This is a genomic window from Neobacillus drentensis, assembly GCF_036962765.1.
GTDB classification, from domain to species: domain Bacteria; phylum Bacillota; class Bacilli; order Bacillales; family Cytobacillaceae; genus Neobacillus; species Neobacillus drentensis_C.
This window is the reverse complement of record NZ_JBALOS010000033.1, coordinates 1-6,243: the sequence shown is the minus strand read 5'-3', so window position 1 is coordinate 6,243 and position 6,243 is coordinate 1. Positions and strand designations below refer to the sequence as shown.

The following is a 6,243-nucleotide window of genomic DNA, read 5'->3' as shown; positions in this document are numbered from 1 at the left end:
CGGAATATCTCAGCAATGTAGGCTCCGTTATGGATGGCCAATGCTAATGCTCCTGCCCAGAATTGTGAAAAGGTTACAACGGAGGCTATCCCAAAATACAGGATGGCAATTTGCACTATCAAAGGTGTACCCCTGATTAATTCAATATAGATTATAGCTAATTTATTTAACCATTTATTAGTAGAAATTCTTAAAAAAGCAACGATGAGCCCAATAAGACACCCAATTATAAGGGACGTAATCGTTAACCTTAAGGTAAGAAGGGCTGCGGAAATAAAGATATCGTAGGTGTCCAGGAAGATTTGAACGATGATTAACACCCTCTCTATTATTTTGTGAAGTGGGTGCCTGACACCCTTTGTAAACTCCTACTCTCCTAAAATGCTGCGTCCGAACCATTTGTTACTAATTTTTTCATAGGTTCCGTCCTTGATAATTTCAGCTAGGGCCTTATTTAACTTGTCAAGCAATTCTTTGTCTCCTTTTCTGACAGCGATTGCCTGGTCATCATGTGAAAGCGGCTCGCCAACATCCTTAATCTTTATTGCCCCATCTTTAATAATGGGAAGCCCGACCATTTGGTCTGTAATAACCGCATCTAACCTGCCCGTTGGAAGATCCATAAGGGCAGTAATATCACTATCATATTCAACCACATTTTCTTTCGCTGTGTTTTTCAGTGCTATTTCCTTGTAGGTGCTTGCCTTTACAACACCGATTTTCTTCCCTTTTAAATCAGCAACAGATTTAATCGTTTGATTGTTTTCTGCGACAAAAATCTGTGCCCCTGAACGGTAGTAAGTATCGGTAAAATTCACCGATTGTTTCCGTTCCTCGGTAACCGTCATACTCGCAAGAATGGCATCAAATTTCTTTGCTTTTAATCCTTGAATGAGTGTCTCCCAAGGATTTGTTACCGCTACTGGCTTCATTCCCATTTTCTTAGCCAGCGCTTCTCCAATTTCCACATCGAAACCAGCTAATTTCCCATTCTCTTTGTAATTAAAGGGCTTATATAACCCGCTCATCGCATATGTGAATTCCTTCATTTCACTTCCATTGCTTTTTTCCGTACTACCACAGGCTGACAACAAAATCGAGACAAAAAACATAGAAACGAATAATCCTGTAATCAAGCTTTTTTTCATGGTAACCCTCCAATATTTTTAAAGAATACTGTTTAAAAATTGTTTTGCTTTCTCATGTTTTGGATTGACAAAGAATTCCTTTGGCGGTGCCTCTTCTAGAACCTTTCCATCTCCCATAAAAACCACCCGATCAGCTACTTCCCTAGCAAAGCCCATTTCATGTGTGACAACAACCATCGTCATTCCCTCTTGTGCCAGTTCCTTCATAACCTGCAGAACTTCTCCCACAAGCTCCGGGTCAAGCGCAGATGTTGGCTCATCAAACAGCATAATTCTGGGTCCCATCGCAAGTGCACGCGCAATTGCAACCCGTTGCTTTTGACCACCCGAAAGATTCTTAGGATAGGACAAAGCTTTGTCTTTTAATCCTACTTTTTCTAGTAAAGACAGGGCTTTTTGCTTGGCCTGTGCCTTGTCCATCTTTTTAACATGTATAGGCGCTTCTGAAACATTCTCCAGTACATTCATATGTGGGAAAAGGTTAAAATGTTGAAAAACCATACCGACTTCTTCACGAACTTTGTTTAGATTAGTGTTAGTTGGAAGAATTTTTTCTCCTAATAATCCGATCTCACCCTGATCATACATTTCGAGGAAATTAAGACAGCGGAGCAGCGTACTTTTCCCAGAACCACTTGCACCAATAATAACAACAACCTCTTTTTCAGCAACCGAAAGATCGATTCCGTTTAAAACTATGTTTGAACCAAAAGACTTAACAAGGTTTCTTACCCTAATCATGTCACCCTCCTTTTAGCAGCAAAATTGTTATTTTCGAAAAGTTAAATAAGAACCTGTCTATAGATAATCCTATTAAATGAGGGATGAATATATTCGTTCCAGGAGAGAATAAACCAATTGCATTTAGAAAGAAATGGAAGAAAATGCAAAGAAACCTCTACCTTTTTTACGAAAAAGTAAATCTGAATTCTTATCAGCCTTAGACTCTACCATAACTTTTGACAACATCATATATTCATGGTATATTTATCTCGAATTAAAGATAAATGAATTAAAGACAATAGTTTCATGTAATTTAGTAGATACTAGTTATGAATTCTTTATTTATATAATTTTTCATTATTGAGGGTAATGGGAGGATTTACAATGAATGGATTAAAAGGCATACATCACGTAACAGCAATTACGAGCAGTGCAGAAAAAAATTATCAATTTTTCACCTATGTTTTAGGGATGCGCCTAGTCAAGAAAACCGTTAACCAAGATGATATTCAAACCTATCACTTATTCTTTGCTGATGATGTTGGCAGCGCGGGAACCGATATGACCTTTTTTGATTTTCCCGGCATTCCTAAAGGCGTCCATGGAACCAATGAAATTTCAAAAACATCCTTCCGTGTTCCAAGTGATGCAGCGATTGAATATTGGGAGAAACGATTTGATCGTTTAGAAATTAAACATACAGGCATTAAAGAACAATTTGGTAAAAAAACAATCTCGTTTGTTGATTTTGACGACCAGCAATACCAATTAATTTCAGATGAACATAATCAAGGGGTTGCAGCTGGGACCCCTTGGCAAAATGGCCCCATTCCACTGGACTTTGCGATTATAGGATTAGGACCAATCTTTGTTCGAGTTGCCAATTTTGATTACTTTAAAGAAATGATGGAAAAAGTCCTTTTATTTAAAGAGATCGCACAAGAAGGCTCGTTTCATTTATTTGAAATAGGTACAGGCGGAAATGGCGCACAAGTAATTGTTGAGTATAATGCGATCCTCCCACAAGCACGACAAGGTTTCGGGACTGTCCACCATGCCGCCTTCCGTGTCGATGATCGCTCCGTTTTAGAGGAATGGATAGGGCACATGGAAAGCTTCGGCTTCCAAACGTCCGGTTTCGTCGATCGTTTCTTTTTCGGTTCCTTATATACTAGAGTGGCACCACAGATTCTCTTTGAGTTTGCCACTGACGGCCCAGGATTTATGGGTGACGAACCTTACGAAACACTCGGTGAAAAATTATCTTTACCACCGTTCTTAGAACCAAAACGAGCACAAATCGAGAAATTGGTTCGGCCGATTGATACCGTCAGAAGTAGCATAGAATTCATCAAAGAATAAGTATGGTTTATATTGAAATTAAACAAAGAGCGAGGCAATGCCTCGCTCTTTGCTCATGTCAGCGATTATGAAATGGTTTCTTTTTTCATTTCTTTTTCCAATTGTGCTACGCGGGCATCGATTGTACTGCGGTAAAATGAGCTTTTCACTTGATGCTCTAAGCGGTCAAGATAGGTTTCGATCTCCTTGAACTTTGAATAAGATTGATCAGAGTATGAATTGGAATCAAGCACTTGGTTAATTTGAAGATTCGCGCGTGTCACATTTTCACGACCCATTAATTCCATCCGGCGCAGATGCATATCTTTTACCTTATGCTTCATTTCTTCATATTTTCTTTCTAATTCACCCAACTGCGCATTAACTTGTTCAAGAGAAGTACGTAAACGATCTGCTCGTTCGGTATATTGTTGTTGCTCCGCCAATGCGAATTGATATAGCTCAGTTTCCCCTGCTTTTGAAGCCACTTTCGCTTGATAGGTTCTTTTTTCAGCTAGTTCAACTGCCTGTTGGTATTCTCGTTGAAATTCATCCTTCAAGGTATATTGGCGTTCTAATAACTTTCGAACCTTTTCTGTTTCCAACTCACATTGGCGAAGGTATTGATTAAGATTGGCAATGGGATTTTTCTTTTCCTTATGATCAAGAGCCTCGTGTAAATCAGCTGTAAGTGTGTTTTTAATTCTTGTAAATAAGTTTGTCATGTTATTCTCTCCTTTTTTAGGTAAATTGTATTTTTATTGCTTGGTTTGTCATAAACACCAAATCGCTCACTATTTTTGTAATTCATTCCATTGCTTTTCAAAATTGATGAATGGATCTGACTCTTCCTTCCCAATGACCGGCTTGCTCCTATTCCAATTTTTATATACAAGGTATAGAACATAAGCAGCTGCGACACCAATAATTGCTGGAATATTGTGTAGTGAAGCTATCAAGACTATCCCACCCATAATCCCTAAACCAATTTTCCAGCCTGTGGATTCTGTTTTTAAGAACTTTTTGTAGATGAAATATAACAACGCCACACTCAGTACGAGTCCTACCATCGGACCTATTGTTGAAAGTAGAACGATGGCTGCAATTCCACCTGCCACAAGTAATCCAAATTTTTTCATTTTGTTTTTCCTCCTTTGTATTTCTTGATATCATCTTACCTTTTTTACTGAGTTACCATAATTGAGCCTAAGCTTGATTTTTAACTCAGCCCTAAGACGTATAAAGGGTCAGCCCCCCACTACAAATGTGTGAGAGACTGACCCAAATCCTATAAATTATTAATAAGTTTGTTCCCATCCCAAAACCAATGGTCCTCTTTAATGTTTATACCTCCGATCCACCAATCACGTGAATCAATTTCAAAATGAAATTTATGACCAGTTAAAATATCTAAACCATTAGATGAGAGCCTAAGTTTGGCTTTCGGTTCTGGATTATGAAAATTTGGTAATGGACTATCACACTCCAACAATGGATATGGCCCATCCATCAGCTGGTTTAACATAGCTGCAAAATAAAGATCACTTATACCATCATTACGTCTTTGTTCGGCAATAGCTTGAAACAGTTCCACAAAGGAGCAAGGATATCGTTCAAGATAATTTACTACAAAAGTTTCTACCTCATTTAAACCTGTGTGTACTGAAGGAAAGTAGCTTAAGTGAGATTGTAATGCTTGTCTTAAAAAAGGTAATTTTGTATTTGAAGCGGCAATCCATTTTTCTATCTCCGTTGGATTCCTTGAGGTATATGCCTCCCAGCACGTAATCGCTTCATTTATTTGCTCATTTGTTATAGGTTGTTTTTTAGTATAAAAAAGTTCCTCTAATTGCTGTGAGGATAATATACCCAGGCCATAAAAGGTGTCTACCCCCGGATACTCATTGATAGTCACCATTGATAAGTTCTTAAACTCTTTATTAGATAGTTCATTTAGTAAATACATTAACATCGTTTGATCATATCGATCATGCTCAAACCAGAGGATCATCTCTGTTTCCCTTGGAATCCCAGCAAGAAATCGATTTTGATTTTCACAATTCTGAATGAATAAAGGAGCCGGTATAGCTATATTTTTTTCAAAAAAATCGGCCCTGCGTCTGATCCAAATTTCATCCGAAATGTCATTGCAGAGTGGACCAAAATCATACATTTCCCGCCAAACGAGAACATCTCCTGGAAGATTTCCAAGCTTACTGCCCACAACATCCCCATTCACTAGATGAATCATATTAAAACCTCTTTTCTTGTTTTCATTCAATAGAAAAATATGTTACTTGCATTCCTCTATTTAGCACGTAAATGCAATTACTCTTCTAATATACACATATACTAGTATGTTGCTAAGAGGATGTTGCATATTTGTCTAAACATATGCATATCGTTTTAAGACGGGAAAGGAGCCAAATGACTATGTATAGTACCGAAGTAAACAAAAAAATTGAAAGTATTGCACATCCAAAGGTCCAAAACATTGTAAGAACATGTATAGAAAATGGATGCATGTTCAAACCTCATCCAAGTAACCCTAATTTAGTGAATTTATTTGACCCTGTACTCAGGAAAAATATTATTGGGGATATTAACCTTTTAAGTGAAAGAGGATATTTCACACTTGAAGTAGAAAATGGACGTTTCAAGACCTTTCGAAATGAAGTAATAGGATTGGATATCAATCATGATGATTTTGAAGATAAGGTATTAAGACGATTGAAGCGATAGTATCAATATGTAAGTATATGGAAAATGTCAATGAATTTTTGATTTCATTGACCTTTTTTTGTTTATAGTTTTTTTTATTGGCTTATTTTGTTGAAGCTCATCGCTTTGGAATCATTATTCGCAGTTTGTTTCTGATTTTTGTAGCCATTGGTTTGCACAAAAAATTGCCTTCTCGGTAAAAGTAGAGGTATAACCAAGTAATTAATATAGTGTAATACATTAAAACGGGATTAGAATATAGAAATTGAATACAAAAAAACAACCTTTTCAGGTTGTCTTTAATGTGCCT

8 protein-coding genes are annotated in these 6,243 nt (G+C 37.3%); 2 read left to right on the top strand and 6 right to left on the bottom strand.

The window, feature by feature from the left end:
• The 3 genes from V7137_RS05705 to V7137_RS05695 all read right to left on the bottom strand — a co-directional run.
• A partial coding sequence (locus V7137_RS05705; protein ID WP_335697179.1) for an ABC transporter permease subunit occupies positions 1-311 on the bottom strand: 311 nt, incomplete at its 3' end.
• Positions 312-368: 57 nt separating this feature from the next.
• Positions 369-1,148, bottom strand: coding sequence for an ABC transporter substrate-binding protein (locus V7137_RS05700; RefSeq protein ID WP_335697168.1), 780 nt, complete (start codon positions 1,146-1,148; stop codon positions 369-371).
• 18 nt (positions 1,149-1,166) lie between these two features.
• Complete coding sequence (locus tag V7137_RS05695) at positions 1,167-1,889, bottom strand: amino acid ABC transporter ATP-binding protein (protein WP_335697167.1); 723 nt, start codon at positions 1,887-1,889, stop codon at positions 1,167-1,169.
• 366 nt (positions 1,890-2,255) lie between these two features.
• Here V7137_RS05695 and V7137_RS05690 point away from each other — a divergent pair, with 366 nt between their 5' ends.
• A complete protein-coding gene (locus tag V7137_RS05690) occupies positions 2,256-3,233 on the top strand; it encodes a ring-cleaving dioxygenase (protein WP_335697166.1) in 978 nt (325 codons plus the stop codon).
• Between the two features lie 65 nt (positions 3,234-3,298).
• On the opposite strand, the gene V7137_RS05685 is transcribed toward V7137_RS05690, so the two are convergent.
• The 3 genes from V7137_RS05685 to V7137_RS05675 form a co-directional block, all read right to left on the bottom strand.
• The gene (locus V7137_RS05685) at positions 3,299-3,937 is read right to left on the bottom strand and encodes a PspA/IM30 family protein (RefSeq protein WP_335697165.1); all 639 of its coding nucleotides are present in this window, start codon (positions 3,935-3,937) and stop codon (positions 3,299-3,301) included.
• A 69-nt stretch (positions 3,938-4,006) separates the two neighbouring features.
• The gene (locus V7137_RS05680) at positions 4,007-4,351 is read right to left on the bottom strand and encodes a flagellar basal body rod protein (protein WP_335697164.1); all 345 of its coding nucleotides are present in this window, start codon (positions 4,349-4,351) and stop codon (positions 4,007-4,009) included.
• A gap of 149 nt (positions 4,352-4,500) precedes the next feature.
• Entirely contained in the window at positions 4,501-5,463 is a 963-nt protein-coding gene (locus tag V7137_RS05675; RefSeq protein ID WP_335697163.1) for a DUF1835 domain-containing protein, read from the bottom strand.
• A gap of 131 nt (positions 5,464-5,594) precedes the next feature.
• On the opposite strand from V7137_RS05675, the gene V7137_RS05670 reads away from it, so the two are divergent.
• Entirely contained in the window at positions 5,595-5,954 is a 360-nt protein-coding gene (locus tag V7137_RS05670; protein ID WP_335697162.1) for a hypothetical protein, read from the top strand.
• Positions 5,955-6,243 lie beyond the last annotated feature (289 nt).

Coding starts and splice junctions, on each gene's coding strand:
- V7137_RS05700 (WP_335697168.1), bottom strand. CDS start 1,148: ATGAAAAAAAGCTTGATTACAGGATTATTCGTTTCTATGTTTTTTGTC.
- V7137_RS05695 (WP_335697167.1), bottom strand. CDS start 1,889: ATGATTAGGGTAAGAAACCTTGTTAAGTCTTTTGGTTCAAACATAGTT.
- V7137_RS05690 (WP_335697166.1), top strand. CDS start 2,256: ATGAATGGATTAAAAGGCATACATCACGTAACAGCAATTACGAGCAGT.
- V7137_RS05685 (WP_335697165.1), bottom strand. CDS start 3,937: ATGACAAACTTATTTACAAGAATTAAAAACACACTTACAGCTGATTTA.
- V7137_RS05680 (WP_335697164.1), bottom strand. CDS start 4,351: ATGAAAAAATTTGGATTACTTGTGGCAGGTGGAATTGCAGCCATCGTT.
- V7137_RS05675 (WP_335697163.1), bottom strand. CDS start 5,463: ATGATTCATCTAGTGAATGGGGATGTTGTGGGCAGTAAGCTTGGAAAT.